Origin of the sequence: Butyrivibrio sp. WCE2006, from assembly GCF_000701985.1 — a bacterium.
Classification (GTDB): domain Bacteria; phylum Bacillota; class Clostridia; order Lachnospirales; family Lachnospiraceae; genus Butyrivibrio.
In genome coordinates, this window is record NZ_JNKH01000003.1 from 184,733 (window position 1) to 203,224 (window position 18,492).

17 protein-coding genes and 1 tRNA gene are annotated in these 18,492 nt (G+C 39.4%); all 18 read left to right on the plus strand.

Going from position 1 to position 18,492, the window contains the following annotated elements; translation table 11 throughout:
* Positions 1-11 precede the first annotated feature (11 nt).
* The 18 genes from T501_RS03860 to T501_RS03945 all read left to right on the plus strand — a co-directional run bounded on the left by T501_RS03860 (position 12) and on the right by T501_RS03945 (position 18,419).
* On the plus strand, positions 12-887 hold the full coding sequence (locus T501_RS03860; RefSeq protein ID WP_050008117.1) for an ABC transporter ATP-binding protein: 876 nt from the start codon (positions 12-14) through the stop codon (positions 885-887).
* 12 nt (positions 888-899) lie between these two features.
* Complete coding sequence (locus T501_RS03865; protein WP_026511495.1) at positions 900-1,649, plus strand: ABC transporter ATP-binding protein; 750 nt, start codon at positions 900-902, stop codon at positions 1,647-1,649.
* A gap of 300 nt (positions 1,650-1,949) precedes the next feature.
* Positions 1,950-2,369, plus strand: coding sequence for a hypothetical protein (locus T501_RS03870; protein ID WP_044913390.1), 420 nt, complete (start codon positions 1,950-1,952; stop codon positions 2,367-2,369).
* Between the two features lie 165 nt (positions 2,370-2,534).
* Positions 2,535-3,047: a YqeG family HAD IIIA-type phosphatase gene (locus T501_RS03875; RefSeq protein ID WP_026511497.1), complete on the plus strand. Its 513-nt coding sequence runs from the start codon at positions 2,535-2,537 to the stop codon at positions 3,045-3,047.
* Positions 3,048-3,156: 109 nt separating this feature from the next.
* Entirely contained in the window at positions 3,157-4,545 is a 1,389-nt protein-coding gene (gene aroE, locus T501_RS21740) for a shikimate dehydrogenase (protein ID WP_197027913.1), read from the plus strand.
* Positions 4,546-4,556: 11 nt separating this feature from the next.
* Entirely contained in the window at positions 4,557-4,994 is a 438-nt protein-coding gene (locus T501_RS03885; RefSeq protein ID WP_026511499.1) for a type II 3-dehydroquinate dehydratase, read from the plus strand.
* Positions 4,995-5,079: 85 nt separating this feature from the next.
* Positions 5,080-5,637: an elongation factor P gene (gene efp / locus T501_RS03890; protein WP_026511500.1), complete on the plus strand. Its 558-nt coding sequence runs from the start codon at positions 5,080-5,082 to the stop codon at positions 5,635-5,637.
* Between the two features lie 461 nt (positions 5,638-6,098).
* Entirely contained in the window at positions 6,099-6,995 is an 897-nt protein-coding gene (locus T501_RS03900) for a DUF5688 family protein (RefSeq protein WP_044913392.1), read from the plus strand.
* 53 nt (positions 6,996-7,048) lie between these two features.
* A tRNA-Arg gene (locus T501_RS03905) sits at positions 7,049-7,120 on the plus strand.
* Positions 7,121-7,148: 28 nt separating this feature from the next.
* Positions 7,149-8,654, plus strand: a complete 1,506-nt coding sequence (locus T501_RS03910) for an SH3 domain-containing protein (RefSeq protein ID WP_044913393.1) — start codon at positions 7,149-7,151, stop codon at positions 8,652-8,654.
* A gap of 156 nt (positions 8,655-8,810) precedes the next feature.
* Positions 8,811-9,821: a Gfo/Idh/MocA family protein gene (locus T501_RS03915; protein WP_044913395.1), complete on the plus strand. Its 1,011-nt coding sequence runs from the start codon at positions 8,811-8,813 to the stop codon at positions 9,819-9,821.
* 201 nt (positions 9,822-10,022) lie between these two features.
* Positions 10,023-11,357 carry an NADP-specific glutamate dehydrogenase gene (gene gdhA / locus T501_RS03920; protein WP_044913396.1) on the plus strand — a complete coding sequence of 445 codons (1,335 nt, stop codon included), beginning with the start codon at positions 10,023-10,025 and terminating at the stop codon, positions 11,355-11,357.
* A 141-nt stretch (positions 11,358-11,498) separates the two neighbouring features.
* On the plus strand, positions 11,499-13,031 hold the full coding sequence (locus T501_RS03925; protein WP_044913397.1) for a Na+/H+ antiporter NhaC family protein: 1,533 nt from the start codon (positions 11,499-11,501) through the stop codon (positions 13,029-13,031).
* 197 nt (positions 13,032-13,228) lie between these two features.
* Positions 13,229-13,393 (plus strand): hypothetical protein, encoded by a 165-nt coding sequence (locus T501_RS21210; protein WP_155831523.1) that lies wholly within the window; start codon positions 13,229-13,231, stop codon positions 13,391-13,393.
* A 220-nt stretch (positions 13,394-13,613) separates the two neighbouring features.
* Positions 13,614-14,996, plus strand: coding sequence for a GDSL-type esterase/lipase family protein (locus T501_RS19955; RefSeq protein WP_050008118.1), 1,383 nt, complete (start codon positions 13,614-13,616; stop codon positions 14,994-14,996).
* Between the two features lie 157 nt (positions 14,997-15,153).
* Positions 15,154-15,705 carry a DUF4358 domain-containing protein gene (locus tag T501_RS03935; protein WP_044913398.1) on the plus strand — a complete coding sequence of 184 codons (552 nt, stop codon included), beginning with the start codon at positions 15,154-15,156 and terminating at the stop codon, positions 15,703-15,705.
* 6 nt (positions 15,706-15,711) lie between these two features.
* Entirely contained in the window at positions 15,712-17,121 is a 1,410-nt protein-coding gene (locus tag T501_RS03940; protein ID WP_044913400.1) for an MBOAT family O-acyltransferase, read from the plus strand.
* Between the two features lie 32 nt (positions 17,122-17,153).
* The gene (locus T501_RS03945) at positions 17,154-18,419 is read left to right on the plus strand and encodes a DHHW family protein (protein ID WP_050008119.1); all 1,266 of its coding nucleotides are present in this window, start codon (positions 17,154-17,156) and stop codon (positions 18,417-18,419) included.
* Positions 18,420-18,492 lie beyond the last annotated feature (73 nt).

An 18,492-nucleotide genomic window follows, 5' to 3' on the forward strand; every position in this document is an offset into this window, starting at 1 on the left:
TGTAATTTTTTATGAAACACAATTTTGGAGACTCCGGAACTGTAACAAGCGACATTTATATTACATATCAAATGGGAAATACAATGAATAATAACGTGATTCTTGATGTAACAGATCTTCATATAGAATTTCATGATCATGATAAGCCTGAAACAGTAGTAGAGGATTTTGATCTTATGCTTGAAGCCGGAGAAATCGTCGGTATTGTCGGAGAGTCAGGCTCTGGGAAAAGCATGAGCGCTCTGGCGATTGCAGGACTCCTGAAAAGACATGCACTTACCAAAAAAGGTAAGATAATGTTTGATGGAACAGATCTTCTTACCTGTGACAGAAAAACATTGAGGTCATATCAGGGTGATGAGATTTCTATGATTTTCCAGGAGCCTATGACTTCGCTTAATCCGGTTAAGAAGATTGGCTGGCAGGTTGAGGAGTCGCTCAGAATCCATCACAAAGAAATGGATAAAGCTGAGAGAAAACGCCGGGCGTTAAAGATGCTTGAAGCGGTGGGATTAAATGACCTTGAAAGACCTTATGATAAATATCCGCATCAGCTTTCCGGTGGACAGAGACAGCGTGTGATGATAGCAGCAGCAATGATTGCTGAGCCAAGGATACTTATTGCAGATGAACCTACAACGGCATTGGATGTTACTATTCAGGCACAGATAGTTGAGTTGCTTCGTAAGATGAACAGAGAAAAGGGAACAGCAATAATCTTTATCTCTCATGATTTATCACTGATAAGACAGATCTGCAGCAGAGTTATTGTTATGCAGAACGGAAACATAGTTGAGACTGGAAATGTTGAGGAAATTTTCAAGCGACCTTCAATGAATTATACAAGGAAATTGATCGCTGCAATTCCACAAATAGACCTGGATTAATTGGGAATTAATATGGAACAGGAAAAGGTTATTCAGATTAAAGATCTGAAGGTTTACTATAAAAAGAATAACTCATATCTTAGAGGAAAAAACAGACACATGGTAATAAAGGGGATTTCTCTTGATGTGTATGAAGGTGAGATTCTTGGCATTGCCGGTGAATCAGGATGTGGGAAATCTACACTTGCAAAGGCAATTGTAGGTATGAATAAAGAAATAGATGGAGAAATCATTCAGAAGTACTCTGATGCACAGATGGTTTTTCAAGATCCCTATTCTTCACTTAATCCGAAGAAAAAGATTGGGTGGTTATTGAAGGAACCATTAAAGGTAGATCGTTATAAAAAGTGGACTTCAGAAGAGATGGAACAAAGAGCTAAGGAAATAATGCAGGCGATAGGGCTTCCCCTGGAACTGCTTGACAGATATCCTTCACAGCTCTCAGGAGGACAAAGGCAGCGTGTAAGTATAGGTGTTGCGCTGATGAGATCACCTAAGGTACTCATTGCAGATGAGCCGGTATCTGCTTTGGACGTTACAATTCAGGCTCAGATCCTGGAGCTTTTACGAACGCTTCATAAGGAAATGGGAATAACCATTCTTTTCATATCCCATGACCTGAGGGTTATATACCAGCTGTGCGATCATGTTGCCGTAATGAACGGGGGTATTATCAAGGAATATGGTGTTCCGAAGGAAATATACAGACGTCCAAAGAGTGAATACACTATGGAACTTCTAAAGGCTGCAGGAATCAGATAAAAAATTCAATATGGACTAAAGTTATTGAAAAAATATGCCGAATAATTATGCAGAGTGAGTTGATAAGACATAATTATACTAATGTGACTGTATGTTTGCTATGTTTTGAGCTGTTTTATACTATACCGAATTTCTTCAGATATGCGGTATACGAAATTGATAAGGCTCCTTTGAGGATAATAAACTAAAAAACGTGCAAATAGTCATGAATTAGCAAGCACAATACAAAAAATGAAACTTTGTTGATTTAACCCATTTTTTCATGTATTATTAAATATGTGTGAAGAAAGGAGGGGGCATATGAGAATCGATGGCTATGATGATACATATTTGAAGAAAATCTATCCTGATAATGTCTCTGTGCCTGACAAAACTGGTGGAGAAAAAAAGCATGAAGTTGCTTCTTTGGAAGGACAGGTTTCTGACAGCTCTGAAGTGGCATCTTCAAAGGATACGCTTGTAAAGACTCCAAGAAAGAATGCTACAGTTGGGGATGTGAAGATCTCATTGGGAAATCGGGATAATTCACTTGTAGGACTTTCCAATCTTGGGCTTGCGCAGTCTAGTCTTATGCGTAAGGCTGTATCCGACATGCAGAAGGATTCAATACTTCATGAATATCAGTATTTTGTTGGTAACGGAGTAGATAAAACTGATACTTTAGGTGATTCATCTAAAGTGATACTTAATGATGAAGACGGAATTGTAATTCAAAAATAAGATTGCTTCTTTTTGGCAGAACTCTTAAGGGTTCTGTCTTTTTTTGAGAGGAATTTTCGGTCAGGAACTCATATATTTAATAGGTATGATTCGATTTCCGGGTTTCCTGAGGGAATTAAAAAAACATCGTGTTAAACTGTATTGATATGTGTTATAGTTTTCTCTATGAGACATTTACTTTATCCGAGCGAGACCTCGGAATCAACTTATTTAATTCCATTTGATAAATTTTATGATGAAGGCTACAGAGGTGTTATCTTTGACATAGATAATACTCTTGTTCCGCATGGTGATCCGGCTGATGATAGGGCAGTAGAGCTTTTTGAAAGGCTTCATGAGCTTGGCTACAAGACGATGCTTCTTTCTAATAATAAAGAGCCAAGAGTCAGTCCGTTTGCTAAGGCTGTTGAATCAGAGTATATATATAAAGCTGATAAGCCTCTTTTGAAAGGATATCTAAAGGCAATGGAACGTATGGGGACAAGGCCTGAAAATACTCTTTTTGTAGGAGATCAGATTTTTACTGATGTCTGGGGAGCAAACAGAGCAGGAATCCATACAATTCTTGTTGATCAGATTGACAGCAGGGAAGAGATACAGATTATCCTTAAAAGAAGACTTGAAGCTATTGTCCTTTTCTTCTATAGAAGACATCTTAAAAAGAATAATGATCGGTAATGGGCAAATCCCGTTGTTGTGAGCAATGTAATGTGTGAGCAGTAACAATATGTGATTTACGTGATTGCTTTACTGGTATCAGGTTACTAAAGCATATCGGAGGATTTCTATGAAAAAAGATATAAAGGGAACGACCAGGGTTTGTGGACTTATTGGGAATCCTGTTCATCATACACTTTCACCGGCAATCCACAATACTTTAAATGAGATAAAGAATATAGATATGGTCTATGTTCCGTTTGAAGTACAGGATGCTGATGTGGAAGCTGCCATAAAAGGAGCGCTTGCGCTGGATATTCTCGGACTTAACGTGACGGTTCCTCATAAAAGTGCTGTGATACCATATCTAAATGAGATTGATGAGGTTGCCGGCAGAATTTGCGCCGTAAATACTCTTGTAAGAACTGAGGACAAAAGAGGCTTCAAGGGATATAACACAGATTATTTAGGAATACTTCGGTCTCTTAAGGAAAAGAATGTAAATCTTAATGATGAGAGAGTGATAATTCTGGGAGCCGGAGGAGCGGCAAGGCCTGCAGCCTTTCTTGCAGTAAAAGAGGGTGCGTCTGATATATATATTCTTAACAGAACCTATGAGAAAGCATTAAAGCTCTGTGAGGAAGTCAATTCTTTTGCAGGTAAGGAGATTGCCAAAGCATTAGCAATCAGTGATTATAAAAAAGTACCGGGAGACAGAAAATGCATCTGTTTTCAGATGACCAGGGTTGGGCTTTATCCGGAGGTATCCTGTGCGCCAATAGAGGATGAGGATTTTTATAAGCTGATCAAAATCGGATTTGATGCGGTATACAAACCTTTTAAGACGAAATTTATAAGGCTGTGCGAAAATGCCGGAGCACTTTGTATTTCAGGCCTTAAGATGCTTTTATATCAGGGTATAGAAGCGTATGAACTCTGGAATAACGTAAGTGTAAGTGACGCGGAATGCAAGGTGATATATGGCAGGCTTTTACGCGAGCTTTTGCAAAATAAAAATATTGTGCTTACCGGATTTATGGGAAGTGGAAAAAGTTCAGTTGCAAAGTGCATCTGTAAGCTTCTTGACTACGAGTTTATTGATACCGATGAACTCATAGTGAAAAAGCAAAAGAAATCCATTAACGATATTTTTGCAGAACAGGGAGAAGCTGCTTTCCGCGATATGGAGACAGATTATTTAAATAATCTGTGCAAGAGTAAAAAGCATGGAATTGTGCTTTCCGTTGGAGGCGGTCTTCCGATAAGGGAAGAGAACAGAGAAAATATGAAAAAAATCGGGACTGTCTTTTTCCTTAGCGCCAGTCCTGAAACTGTTTATAAGAGAGTAAAATATGATAATTCAAGGCCGCTCCTTAAATCAGATAATGTCCTTCAGAAGATAAAAGAGCTTCAGGATGAGCGAAGGGATATTTATAATATGGCCTGTGACCTTGAAATTGCGACTGATGAGTTTTCTGTTGAGCAGGTGGCAAATACAATAGTGGAAGCAATGTTGTGAGGATATATATTATGAAGATACTTGTTATAAATGGTCCAAATCTTAATTTCCTCGGAATTAGAGAGAAAAATATTTATGGTAATGAAGACTATGATTACCTTTTGAAAATCATTGATGAAAAGGCAAAGGAATCCGGCTCTGATATCACAGTATTTCAGTCAAATCATGAAGGGGCTATCATTGACAGGCTTCAGGAAGCCTACAGTGACGGGACTGAAGGCATCGTCATAAATCCCGGAGCATACACCCATTACAGTTATGCAATCCATGATGCATTAAAAAGTCTGGAGAATATCATAAAGGTGGAGGTTCACATATCCAATATTAAGGAACGTGAGAGCTTCAGGGCTAATTCCGTTACAGCACCGGCATGTCATGAGCAGATTTACGGACATGGACTTCAGGGTTATATTGAAGCTATTGACTATTGTATTGCTAAAAGAAAATAAACGATTTAAAATGGGTATTGAAAAAAAGTAAACATTAGTATAATATAATCTAGTTGTTTGATTTGTATATATTAGGAGGATTTTTATGATTTCTGCAAGTGATTTCAGAAACGGTATGACCATCGAAATTGATGGTAATGTATGTCAGATAATAGAATTCCAGCATGTTAAACCCGGTAAGGGCGCAGCATTTGTAAGAACAAAGCTCAAGGATATCATCAATGGTGGTGTTAAGGAAACAACTTTCCGTCCTACTGAGAAATTCCCTGCAGCACGTATTGATCGTAAAGATATGCAGTATCTCTATGCTGATGGTGATCTTTACAACTTCATGGATAACGAATCTTATGAGCAGATCTCTCTTACAAAGGAGCAGGTTGGCGATTCTATGAAGTATGTTAAGGAGAATGAGACAGTTCAGGTTAACTCATACAATGGCAATGTATTTGCTATTGAGCCTCCGCTTTTTGTAGAGCTCGCTATTTCTGAGACAGAGCCTGGCTTCAAGGGTGATACAGCTACTGGTGCTACAAAGCCTGCTACTGTTGAGACAGGTGCTGTTGTACAGGTTCCGCTTTTCGTTAACGAAGGCGATGTTATCAAGATTGACACAAGATCAGGAGAATACCTCTCCAGAGTTTAATTAATTACCGTTTTTTCTGAAAATTGTATTTATAGACTTGTAAGACAATGAAAGTTATTTGAGCTTTCATTGTCTTTTTTTATTCAATAGGAAATTCCTTCGGATTTCCTATTGAATAAAAAGCGCTCCGCTATGGATGCGACTGGTGCGCAGATGAATTTTGCAAGCTAAAGCTTGCGCGCACCAGCGCGCAAAGAGTCGCGAGCGACTCTTTGTTCTCATAAAGGAAAATCCGTTGGATTTCCTTTACGACAAAAAACGCTCCGCGGGGATGCGCACTCGCGCGAGAGAAATATAGTTGCTAAAGCAACCGCGCTTAGCGCGAAAGGAATATAGTTGCAAAGCAACCGTGCTTGTCGCGAGAATTTCGCAAGCGAAATTCTTATCGCTTAAAATCGGTAAAATGAAGCAAATAAAGCCTATACAGGTCTATGCGAATAACAGAAAAAAGGAGAAAATTATTGGAAAAGGAATTATTTTATAATGAAATAAAGAACAGAGTGGAAGATTTTTATGGAGACAGAGCGAAGGTAACAACGCATGTTGTTACTAAGAATAATGGTCTTTTAAAGAGAGCATTGTGTGTTAAAATTAATGAAAGCAATTGCAGTCCCACGATTTATATGGATGATTTTTATCATGATTATAAGGATGGGAAAAAGAGCGTTAATGACGTATCAGAAGAAGTAATTGGGACTTTTGAAAAGTATATTATTACCGATAATGTTGATATGTCATTTTTTGAAAATTATGACTCCATATCACATGAAATATGTTTTAAAATAATTAATAGGGATAAAAATAGAGACAGACTGGAAAAAATGCCCCACAGAGTCATTGAAGATCTGGCAGTGACATATTTTGTATCGCTTAATACCAGGGGACTTGATGGCTCAATTCAGATAAAGGATGATTACCTGAAGGTCTGGGGTGTCTGTGAGGAAGATTTATTTGAGGCTGCAATAGAGAATACGCCAAGACTTTTTCCTTCCGATATAATATCCATGAAAGAGTTTCTGCTAAGGAAATCCGAAGATACATTTCTGGCAAATCTGTTGCCGGAGAATGGTATGTTTGTAGTAAGTAATGTCAGGTATACCAATGGAGCATCCGTTATGCTTTACCCGGGAATCCTTAAGAAGATGGGAGAGGTATTTGGCTCAAATTATTATATAATACCATCTTCTGTGCACGAGCTGATTTTTGTTAAGGAGCTTAGTGTGGATAAAGATGCCGGAGAGCTTCTGAAAATGGTAAAATGTGTAAATTCTACTTGCGTAAAGTCTGAAGATATATTGGCGGATAGTTTGTATTATTATGACAGAACTATTGAAAATAGTGTGAAAAAGGTTGAATAGGTCAAAGATACTATGTTATGATAGTCGGGTACGTAATAAATCTGTAACAATTTGCACCCGTAGTCTAATGGATAGAACGGAGGCCTCCGACGCCTTTAATGCAGGTTCGATTCCTGTCGGGTGCATCTTTTGTCACAGAAAGGAAACAAAACGATGAATTTTAAGGGAATGAATTTTAATAAGAAGGACAAGACACCGGAGAATCCGTTCGCTGTACAGGATAGAAGGAATTTCTGGGAGTTTATTACTGATAATAAAAAACTTGTTATGCCTATTATCCTGGTAGTCGCAGTAGGAATTACCATAGTAATCGCACTTAATGCTAATAATAGAACTACACCGACAATAACAGAAGATGCTCAGGTTACTATTGATGAAAACGGAAGCTATATAGTTCCTGAGGTCGATCTTGAAAAAAATGCTTACGAAGATGTCAATGCTCTTATGAGCACATATTATACAGCTTATTCAGCAGGAGACATGGATACTATCAAGTCAATTTATACAGGACTTGAATCTACAGAGGAACTCAGACTTAAAGAAGTATCAAAGTATATAGTTGATGTACCTACAGTTGATGTTTATACCAAGCCTGGTCCGATTGATGGAAGTTATGTTGCTTACGTATATACAGAAGTCCTTTTTGAAGGATATGATACACCTCTTCCGGGAATGCAGACTATGTATGTTTGTACAGATGAAAATGGCAAATTATACATAAATGGTGATGTTGTTGATGAAAAAGTGACTGAATATATCAGTAATATTTCACTTCAGGCAGATGTTGTTGATCTGAATAACCAGGTTGCTGCGAATTATAATGACATCATTGCTGCCAATGAGGAGCTTGCCAAGTTCCTTTCTGACATGAGCGCAAGTATACAGGTTTCCGTCGGAGAAGCGCTTGCTGCAATTGAATCAGGAGAACCGGCCGTGCCGGAAGCTACAGCTGAAAACGGAGAAGCTGTTGATAACGGCGAGAATGCTGAAGGCGCACCTGAGGGTGAAGCTAGCACAGAGACAGGTGAAGCTACAGAGAACCCTGAGGGTGAAAATGCAGAAGCTCAGGAACAGCCTGCTGAGGAGCCTCAGCCTGTAGTTGCAACCAAGATTAAGGCTACAGATGTCATAAACATCAGAAGTTCTGATTCTGAGAATGCTGATATTCTTGGTAAAACTGAAAAAGATCAGGTATTTGAGAGAATTGAATCCCGTGAAAATGGATGGAGTAAGATCAAGTACAATGATGGAGAGGCCTTTGTAAAGACTGAGTACTTCACAGAAATCAATGAAGATCAGGCTGATGCAGGGGATGCCGCTGCAGAAGAGACTACGACGGAAGAGACTACGACGGAAGAGACTACAACAGAAGAGACTGTTACTGAAGAGAATACTACAACAGAAACTACCGAAGAGAAGCCGGAAGAAACTACAGATGATAATTCCTCTAAGGTCAGTGTTTATGCTAAGGGCAAAATGAAGGTTTCTGAGGCAGTACGACTTCGTAAGGGACAGAGTACTGATTCTGAAATAGTTGGCAACATTTACAAAGGTGATATTGTTGAAGTTATAGAACAGTATGCTAGTGGATGGGCAAAAGTTAAATTTAACGGAGATACAGGATATATCAAATCTGAGTTTCTTACTAATGAGGATTGATGATTTATGCGCGCAGCAGGGGAACCGCTGCGCGTAAATTGTTTGTGCAGAAAACTTGGCGAGGATGCCGGAAATTGTAAAGAGGTTGGAATGGTTTAGGCCGATAGGTCAGGATTACTAAGTAATCGTGCCAATACCAATTAGAAAGGACTTGTTATGTTTGAAAAGAAAAAAGTAGGTATTATGGGAACCGGTGACATTGCTCGTATGATGGCTAAAACTCTTTCAGGAATGAAGGGGGTAGTATGTCATGCGGTTGCATCAAGAACCATTGAGAAGGCAGAGAGCTTTGCAGGGGAATTTAAAATAAAAAATTACTATGGTTCATATGAGGAACTTTGCAAGGATCCAAAGATTGATCTTATTTATGTCGCAACCCCTCATTCTGCCCATTATGATAACGTTAAACTTGCGCTTGAAAATGGGAAGAATGTACTTTGCGAGAAAGCATTTACCCTGAACGAACAGCAGGCAAAAGAATTGTTTGAGATTGCTGCTAAAAATAATGTGCTTCTCACAGAAGCAATGTGGACAAGATTTTTACCTCTTGCTTCAAAGCTTAAGGAAGTAGTAGCAGGAAACATAATAGGTGATATATCTATGGTTACTGCTGATCTTAGCTTTAATATTGCATGGAAACAAAGGATTCAGGATCCTGCTCTTGGTGGTGGCGCACTCCTTGATATAGGTGTCTATGGATTGACCTTTGCGTCTCTTGTTCTTGGAGATGATATTACTGATATTCAGTCGCAGGCTGTTCTTAATGACCAGGGGATGGACACTCAGGACATAATAAGCTTAAAATACAGGAATGGACAGATGGCAGTTGTGACCTGTTCAGCTACATCCTTTGGCCCTTGCAAGGGAATTATTTATGGTGCAAATGGACATATTGAGGTGCAGGATATCAATAACTTTGCGGATATAACAGTGTATAACAATGCAGGAGAGAAGATATCTTATTATAAGAGGGAAAGACAGATAACCGGATATGAATATGAGGTATCAGCAGCCTTCAAGGCACTTGATGAGGGATGGAAGGAGTGCCCTGAGATGACTCACGCACAGACTCTTAAGATCATGAATATCATGGACTTTGTGAGAGGGCAGACCGGAGTTAAATTCCCACAGGAAGTTGCAGCTGAGGAAGATAAAAAGGAAGAATAAAAATAAAAGATTTTTTCAGTTTAACGTAATAAAGTGCTTGACGTTTTAGAACCATTGTGAAATAATACTTTTCGGACAGTGGTGTCTGCGCAATGGAGCGTAAAGACCTATGAAGCTTTACGCTCTTTTTTTGTACACTTTTTCAGAGCAGGGCCAGAGGTTTGATACGCTAGATTTTTTAATCATAGGAGGATATTAAAAATGTCATACGTTGATGAAGTCTACAATTATGTTGTTGAGAAGAATCCAGCACAGCCGGAATTCCATCAGGCTGTAAAGGAAGTACTTGATTCCTTAAGAGTTGTTATTGATGCAAATGAGGAAGAGTACAGAAAGGATGCACTCCTTGAGAGACTTTGCACTCCTGAAAGACAGATTCTTTTCAGAGTTCCGTGGGTAGATGATAAAGGACAGGTTCAGGTAAACAATGGTTTCCGCATTCAGTTCAATTCAGCAATCGGACCTTATAAGGGAGGACTTCGTTTCCATCCTTCAGTAAATCTTGGTATCATCAAGTTCCTTGGTTTTGAGCAGATTTTCAAGAACTCTCTTACAGGACTTCCTATCGGTGGTGGTAAGGGTGGTTCTGACTTTGATCCTAAGGGTAAGTCAGACAGAGAAATTATGGCATTCTGCCAGAGCTTTATGACAGAGCTTTTCAGACATATCGGTGCTGATACTGATGTTCCTGCAGGTGATATCGGTGTAGGCGGACGTGAGATTGGTTACATGTACGGTCAGTACAAGAGAATCCGTGATACATATGAAGGTGTTCTTACAGGTAAGGGACTTACATATGGTGGATCACTTGCACGTACACAGGCTACAGGTTATGGTCTTCTTTATCTTACTGAAGAATTACTTAAGTGCAATGGTTCTGACATCTCTGGTAAGACAGTAGTTGTTTCAGGTGCAGGTAACGTTGCTATCTATGCTATTGAGAAGGCTCAGCAGCTTGGTGCCAAGGTTGTTACATGTTCTGATTCTACAGGCTGGATTTATGATTCTGAAGGAATTGATGTTGAGCTTCTTAAGGAAGTTAAGGAAGTTAAGAGAGCACGCCTTACAGAGTACGCTGCTGCAAGAAAGTCAGCTGAGTATCATGAGGGCAGAGGCGTATGGAGCATCAAGTGTGATGTGGCTCTTCCTTGCGCTACACAGAATGAACTTCAGCTTGAGGATGCTAAGCAGCTCGTTGCTAATGGTGTTCAGGCAGTATGTGAAGGTGCTAACATGCCTACAACAATCGAAGCTACAGAATACTTACAGCAGAACAAGGTTATGTTCGTAGGCGGTAAGGCTGCAAACGCAGGTGGTGTTGCTACATCAGCTCTTGAGATGAGCCAGAACTCTGAGAGACTTCACTGGACATTTGAGGAAGTTGATGCAAAGCTTAAGCAGATCATGGTTGATATTTATCATAATATCGACGATGCTGCTAAGAAGTACGGCATGGAAGGCAACTACGTTGCAGGAGCTAACATTGCAGGTTTCCTTAAGGTTGCAGAGGCTATGAAGGCTCAGGGTATTGTTTAATACCTTATATCAGATATTTTTAAACGATGATTAGATGATTCTCTTCATATAAAATTTTATCTTCAGGATATAATAAGTTAAAAAAAGCCTTCTTCCAAATGGGAGAAGGCTTTATAATATAAGTAATAAGGAGGAGAGCGTATGTTTGTAGATAGTTTTTGGGCACTGGTTCCGACAATCATTGCAATTGTTTTAGCGTTGATTACCAAAGAGGTTTATTCTTCTCTTTTCATAGGGATTATCGTGGGTGGTCTTCTCTACACAAATTTTAATTTAGCAGCCACTATGCATCACATTTTTGTCGACGGTATGCTGGGGCAATTATCAGACAGCTGGAATGTGGGAATATTAGTTTTCCTTGTCTTTCTTGGGACTATGGTAATGATTATGAACAGGGCAGGTGGTTCCGCAGCGTTTGGAAAATGGACAATTAAGCATGTAAAGACTAAGATTGGTGCGCAGCTTGCCACGATAGCTCTTGGATGTCTTATTTTTATAGACGATTATTTCAACTGCCTTACAGTAGGTTCAGTTATGAAGCCTGTTACAGATAAGCATAAAATTTCAAGAGAAAAACTTGCATATCTTATCGATGCAACTGCTGCACCGGTCTGCATTATAGCTCCTATTTCATCCTGGGCTGCTGCTGTAACCGGATTTGTTGATGGAGCAAATGGTCTTTCACTTTTTATCAGGGCTATCCCTTACAATTTTTATGCCATTTTGACACTGATTATGTTATTGACTCTGTCTATTACAGGATTTGATTATGGCCCGATGAAGAGAGCAGAAGAAAATCATTTAGCTAATGATTCTGCTGGTAATGAGCATACAGTTCCAAGTATTACCGGAGCTGAAGATCAGCCTGAACCGCCTGTTTCAACAAAGGGTAGAGTTATTCATCTGGTTGTGCCGATAGTAGCACTTATTTTCTTTAGTGTTATCGGCATGATTGCCACAGGTGGATTCTTTGAAGGTGCAAACATTGTTGATGCTTTTGCCAATTCAGATGCTTCTGTAGGACTTGTTTATGGCTCTGCCACAGCTTTTATTTTCACTGTAATATTTATGAGAGTTACAAAGGTATTGTCATTTACTGAATGTATGAATGCGATTCCTGAAGGCTTTAAGAGCATGGTTCCTGCAGTGCTTATTCTTACACTGGCATGGACACTTAAGTCAATGACGGATTCACTTGGAGCAGCAAATTATATCTCCGGAATAGTTGAAACAATAGCAGACAAGGATGCGTTAATGAGTATTCTTCCGGCTATAGTATTTATAATCGGTGCACTTATGGCATTTGCAACCGGAACATCATGGGGAACTTTTGGTATTCTGATTCCTATTGTTGCACACGTATTTGGTTCTGATATAAGTAATGAGCTGCTTATCATCTCTATTTCAGCATGTATGGCAGGTGCTGTTTGCGGTGATCACTGCTCACCTATTTCCGATACGACTATAATGGCAAGTGCAGGTGCAAACTGTAAGCACATAAGGCACGTAAATACCCAGCTTCCATATGCGATTACAGCAGCGATAGTATCTTGTCTGACATTCCTTATTTCAGGATTTATTCGCAAGTGGTTCATATGCATGCCTATAGGTATCGTACTGATGATTGTTACAATTCTTGGAATTAAATCATATAATGAAAATAGAGCAAAATAATTTTCGTGATTTTTCACAAAGGTTGTAATTAAATTTTAAGAATTTCTTAAGCTTTTGTTTCTTGTAACAATACACGCTATGCTTTATCATAAACCTTGCATCTGAAAATATTGATGTCTTGATCTGGGGGGAGAAGGACGTGAGTAGGATTCAGAATCTGATGGTGGGGGCCTTCAGATTAGCAAGGAGAGCAGAGTATGGAATGGAAAAAAGCGTTTGATCGTATCATGGATCAGTTGTACAATCACCCAGAAGAAATGAGATGCAGATTGCTTGGGAAGTATGACAACACAACAGGAACAGTTGCTACGGAGGATCGTAGAACCGCAATTGAAATGTTGCAGAGCATGCAGAATGCATGATTAGAATATTTTAAACACCGCACAATCGTGCGGTGTTTTTTATTTTTGTGGCAATATTTGATTTTATCGGTATAATTATATATGGGGGTTCTTATTTTTTTCCATGGTTAACAATAATTTGACAGATACTTAAGTCGTAAAAGAAATTGATATTCCTGCATTTCTTATCCAGGGATAATTGTAATATGAATGTTGCAGCTTATTGAGAGGGAGTCAATCAGTGAAAACTATTAGAGGGGTAAAGACTTTTGTTGTTGCAATGGCATGTTCAGGGTTGTGTGCCTGTGGGTTTAGCGGAAATACTGATATTTCCGGTGATAATACTGGCATAAAGATTTCAGCTAACTCAGAACCAATATATTTTGAAACTCCTATACTTGGAAAGCCAGGATTGGAGATGAATGAAGCTTTAGAGGGCGATGAAGTTATAGAGGGCGATGAAGCTTCAGTTGAAATGATAACTTCGGAAAGTGATAAATCTGAACCGGAAATGGCTAAAGGCAGCGGAGCTGATGAAATAAAGTCGTCAGGAACCAATGAGGATATAACTGAAACAGAGGTTGAATCAGAAGGTCGAGAGACTGAACCAGAAGTTGAAAATGCTGAATCACAAGCTCAGGAAACTGAGCCAGAAGTCGAAAATGCTGAATCACAAGCTCAGGAAACTGAGCCAGAAGTCGAAAATGCTGAATCAGAAGCAGGGGAAGCCGGGACATATTCTAAATATGCTGATTCACCGGATTCAGAAGAATCAGAGAATTCAAAGGAATCAGAGATTTCTGAGGAAGCAGATTCCATCGTGGAGACTGAAATTGCAGAAAGTTCTGAAGCTCAGGAGACAAATGAAGTTATCAATGAGCAGAATCTTGCAAGTGATCTTCCGGCTGCCTCTGGGGCTTCATCCGGGAATATAGATTTGTCCTGCGATCTGCAGACACTTGAAAACATGCATTATTCGGATGAGCAGATGCAGCAAATTATTGCTTTTTATGAGAATACGGTATTTGCCGGGGATTCAGTGTTATTGGGATTTAGGAATTACTCAGGAAAAAGCACGGATCCCATGTTAAAACAGCTTCAGTTTTTAGCTGCAGGTTCACTGTCTTTGCATAATTCATTCTGGCCAGTCAGTGAAAAAAGTGTGCATCCTTTATATCAGGGAGCACAACATCCTATATGGGAATCAATTCAGATGATGGGGGCGAAAAGAGCATTTCTTTTCTTTGGAATTAATGATGTCAGTTCAAATATGGATGAATCGGTTTCACTTTATCCGCAACTGATTGAAAAAATCAAAGAGCTTTCGCCTGATGTAGAAATAAACATCATAAGCGCGACCTATACTCTTAAAGATAAGGGTAAGGGTAAGCTTAATAATGAAAATCTTGCTACATTTAACAGCAGAGTCCGTGAGCTTGCCTCAGAATATGGATGGGGATACATAGACATGGCAAATGTGCTCTCAGACGGTGCAGGGAATCTTGCTGAGCAATATTGTAGTGATGGTTTTTTGCATGAGTCCTATAAGGCGTATGATGTGTGGAAAATGATGCTTATAAGATTTGCTGCCAACCGCCTGGGACTTGAGGAAACGCAGGGATAACCTACAGTAACCACTACACTTAATAGTAGGGGAGCTGGCTACCGTTAGCGTACATATTTTGGGCGCGTATGGTAAGCGTATCCGACAGGACTTGGTAAGAAATAAAAAACATTTATGGAGGAGGGGCTGATTTCGGATATCGAAGTTAGATACAAGTATGAAAAAGAGAGTTGTAATTACATTAGGACTGGTTTTTGCTACAATGATGATAGGAGCTTCAGGATGTGGAGTCTCGTCAGGTCAGGGCGGGAATGCGCAAACCGCGGAAAATGCGTCTGCAGAGTCTTCTGCTGATAATGCCGGGGTACAAAAGACTGCGCTTAAGCCCGGTGAAATCTATGAAAAGATAAAGGCGACATATACACTTCCGGAGATGTATGAAGCTGATGCAGACTGGCTGATGAATTATTATGGCATAGATGCCGGGATGCTTTCAGATTACGTATTTGCTGAGGCAGATGAAGTGCATGCAGACAGAGTGATCATATTAAATGTGGCAGATTCCGGAAACGTAGCAGAAGTAGAAGAAAAACTTGAAGCTGTTTTGGGACAACTCTCATCTCAGGAAATGCTTGATTATTTGCCGGATCAGGCTGACATCATTACTTCTGCCCGAATTAAGCAAGAGGGGAATACCTTGTATCTTGTTATTTCGCCTGATGCAGAGGGAATAGAAGAAATAATTAAGAGTGGTCTTTTGGGGGAATAAAGAGTAGTGGTATTTAGTAGTCTTGCGTTTTTGTTCTTTTTTTTACCGGCATTTTTGATTCTATATTATGTATTTCCCGGCAGGGCGAAAAATTTCGTCCTGCTTGCATTTAGTCTTTTATTTTATGCCTGGGGTGAGCCTATATACATTCTGCTTATGCTGTTATCATCATTTGTGGATTATGTAGACGGACTGCTTCAGGAAAAATTCCAATCGTCTGTTACAAAGAAGAGACTGTCTCTCTCTTTGGCTCTGATCATCAATTTTTCACTTCTTGGATATTTTAAATATGCAGACTTTTCTGTAAGTATCTGGAACAGTCTGACCAGCCTTGATGTTAAGCTGCCGGGAGTGTCACTTCCGGTGGGAATCAGTTTTTATACCTTTCAGACAGTCAGCTATTCGATTGATGTGTACAAAGGAAGGATAAAAGCGGAGCATAATTATCTGGATTATCTGACTTATGTGTCGATGTTTCCACAATTGATAGCTGGACCAATCGTGAGATTTGTGTCAGTACAGAAGGAACTTCATAAAAGAGAGATTAATGAGAGAAACTTCGTATCCGGCATTAAAAGATTTATTCTGGGACTTCTTCGTAAAGTCCTTATTGCCAATCAGATTGGTGCACTTTGGGATACGATTCGTGTAGATAATGATATTTCAGTTGTTACGGCATGGCTTGGACTACTGTGCTTTACTCTGCAGCTTTATTATGACTTCAGTGCCTACAGCGATATGGCAATCGGACTTGGAAAAATGCTTGGATTCCATTTTCCGGAAAACTTTATTTATCCCCTTAGCGCTGTATCAATAACAGATTTTTGGCGTCGCTGGCATATATCACTCTCAACATGGTTCAGAGACTATGTGTATATCCCTCTGGGCGGAAACAGAGTGGGAAAACTGAAGCATTTGAGGAATATATTCGTTGTATGGTTTCTGACCGGTTTATGGCATGGGGCATCCTGGAATTTTGTTTTATGGGGACTATATCACGGAGTGCTGCTTACCCTGGAAAAATATATTTGGGGAAAAGGTCTTAAAAAGCTACCTGAGCTATTACAGCACGTGTATGCAGTAATAATTGTAGTATTTGGCTTTGGGATATTTACTTTTGATGATCTTGGCGAGATGGGGCACTATTTTATAAAACTTGTAGGAATACCTCATAATCCCCTTTATAGTAGTGAATTTTTATGGTATTCGGGCAATTATATGATTGTGCTGGTGATAGCAATTATACTGGCATTCCCTGTATACCCCCGGCTCTTGGAAAAGCTATCAGGCAAAAAGACCCTTACAGTAAGCATTGCGAAGGCTACTTTTGCAGTAGTAATAATCGCGTTGTTTATACTGGCAGTTTCAAGCCTGGTAAGAGATACTTATAATCCTTTTTTGTACTTTAGGTTTTGATGTAACTATAAGGAGCAAATTTATAACTGATCATGACTAAAAGAGACTTTGAAGAGAAAAATTCTGATGCATATAAAAACGAAAAAGTAACCTGGCAGGATAGAGTATTGTCATATATCATCTGTGCCATAATGCTTTGTTTTATAATCTGCTTTTTCTGTTTTGAAAAAAGAGATTTTTCAGTAAATGAAAACCGACCCCTTTCCAAGTTTCCTGTTTTGAAATTCGAGAATGTAAAGAGTGGACAGTTTACAGAAGGACTGGAAAAATATGCCGCAGATCATTTTCCTTTTCGTGATACACTCATGGCTTTAATGGCTGAAACACAGAGAATTAGCGGAAGGAAGGAGATTAACGGAGTATATCTGGCAAATGATGGATCATTAATTGAGAAATATGATGAACCACGCAATACCGGAAAACAGATTGAGCAGTTTTCAAAGCTTGCAGAGAATGTGGAGAATGCTGATGTTATGCTCATGCTTGTGCCAACTGCCATAGAAGTGTGTTCCGATAAGCTTCCGGCAAACGTTCCTCAAAATCAGAAAGATGCGCAGCAGCAGGTTATTGGCAGGATTTATGATGCAGTTCCGGAAAAACTGCAGACAATTGATGCATTGGCAACATTAAAAAATGCCTATGAAAAAACTGTTAAGGGAACCGGGGACATATTATCGGCTATACCCCAAAAAGCAAATGAGGAGTCATTTAGTGGCACTGATGGTGATCAGGGACTATTTTACCGGACTGACCACCACTGGACCGTCTATGGGGCGTATGCGGGATATAAAGCCTATTGCTCTGCGAAAGGAATAGCAGAAGTACCTATTGATGAATATGATCTTAAAATCGTGTCAGACAGCTTTAAAGGAACCATATTCTCAAAGCTAAACGACAACTATTTTGGAAGCGATATTATTACTTCTGTTAATCATCCTGCATGGAAATTGAAGGTGGAATATTCTGATACAGGCGAAGTGACTGACACAATCTACAATGAGGAATACCTTAAGGAGAAGGATCAGTATTCGTACTTTTTGAACAATATTCATCCCATGGTGACAATAACTAATGATGCGGTAGAAAGCGGTGCACTGGCCCTTGTTAAGGACAGCTATGCTAACAGTATGGTGCCATATCTTTTGGCTCACTATCACAAAATATACATTTTTGATACGCGATACTACAAAGGCGGGCCATCAAAATTTATCAATGAGCATGATGATATTACAGACGTTTTGATTCTCTATAATATGAATACAATAGACAATGACACCGGAATTGGTGGAATTTATTAAAAATAAATCCCTCACGCCGCAACATTACGTGCAGCGTGAGGGATTATTAGATTAAGATCTTTGTTTGCAAAGG

Bases quoted from the DNA above. Each gene is read 5' to 3' on its own strand.
- T501_RS03865 (WP_026511495.1), top strand. From the start codon at position 900: ATGGAACAGGAAAAGGTTATTCAGATTAAAGATCTGAAGGTTTACTAT.
- aroE (WP_197027913.1), top strand. From the start codon at position 3,157: ATGAAAAAAGATATAAAGGGAACGACCAGGGTTTGTGGACTTATTGGG.
- T501_RS03925 (WP_044913397.1), top strand. From the start codon at position 11,499: ATGTTTGTAGATAGTTTTTGGGCACTGGTTCCGACAATCATTGCAATT.
- T501_RS03910 (WP_044913393.1), top strand. From the start codon at position 7,149: ATGAATTTTAAGGGAATGAATTTTAATAAGAAGGACAAGACACCGGAG.
- gdhA (WP_044913396.1), top strand. From the start codon at position 10,023: ATGTCATACGTTGATGAAGTCTACAATTATGTTGTTGAGAAGAATCCA.
- T501_RS03935 (WP_044913398.1), top strand. From the start codon at position 15,154: ATGAAAAAGAGAGTTGTAATTACATTAGGACTGGTTTTTGCTACAATG.
- T501_RS03915 (WP_044913395.1), top strand. From the start codon at position 8,811: ATGTTTGAAAAGAAAAAAGTAGGTATTATGGGAACCGGTGACATTGCT.
- T501_RS03945 (WP_050008119.1), top strand. From the start codon at position 17,154: ATGACTAAAAGAGACTTTGAAGAGAAAAATTCTGATGCATATAAAAAC.
- T501_RS03870 (WP_044913390.1), top strand. From the start codon at position 1,950: ATGAGAATCGATGGCTATGATGATACATATTTGAAGAAAATCTATCCT.
- efp (WP_026511500.1), top strand. From the start codon at position 5,080: ATGATTTCTGCAAGTGATTTCAGAAACGGTATGACCATCGAAATTGAT.
- T501_RS03875 (WP_026511497.1), top strand. From the start codon at position 2,535: ATGAGACATTTACTTTATCCGAGCGAGACCTCGGAATCAACTTATTTA.
- T501_RS03860 (WP_050008117.1), top strand. From the start codon at position 12: ATGAAACACAATTTTGGAGACTCCGGAACTGTAACAAGCGACATTTAT.
- T501_RS03885 (WP_026511499.1), top strand. From the start codon at position 4,557: ATGAAGATACTTGTTATAAATGGTCCAAATCTTAATTTCCTCGGAATT.
- T501_RS21210 (WP_155831523.1), top strand. From the start codon at position 13,229: ATGGAATGGAAAAAAGCGTTTGATCGTATCATGGATCAGTTGTACAAT.